At 70.1% G+C, this 281-nt stretch carries 1 pseudogene; it reads right to left on the reverse strand.

The window, feature by feature from the left end:
• Nucleotides 1-281, reverse strand: a pseudogene (locus tag FLQ44_RS22585) (16S rRNA (cytosine(967)-C(5))-methyltransferase RsmB); the annotation flags it as partial.

A 281-nucleotide genomic window follows, 5' to 3' on the forward strand; every position in this document is an offset into this window, starting at 1 on the left:
GCATCGATCTGGCGCTCGTTCTCGTCTTTCAACACGGAGCAGGTCGCATAGACTAAGCGCCCGCCCCGGGCCAGCAAAGGCCAGAGCGCACGCAGCAGGCGCGCCTGCTGCGCGACCAGTGCGGGAATGTCCTCGGCGCGGCGATGCAGCAGGATGTCCGGCTGGCGGCGGATCACGCCGGTGCCGCTGCAGGGCGCGTCCAGCAGGATCGCATCGAAGGCGTGGGCATCCCACCAGCGCGCCGGCTCGGCCGCATCCTCGGCGCGCAGTTCACCTTCCAG

Source organism: Vogesella mureinivorans (assembly GCF_007644035.1).
Taxonomy (GTDB): domain Bacteria; phylum Pseudomonadota; class Gammaproteobacteria; order Burkholderiales; family Chromobacteriaceae; genus Vogesella; species Vogesella mureinivorans.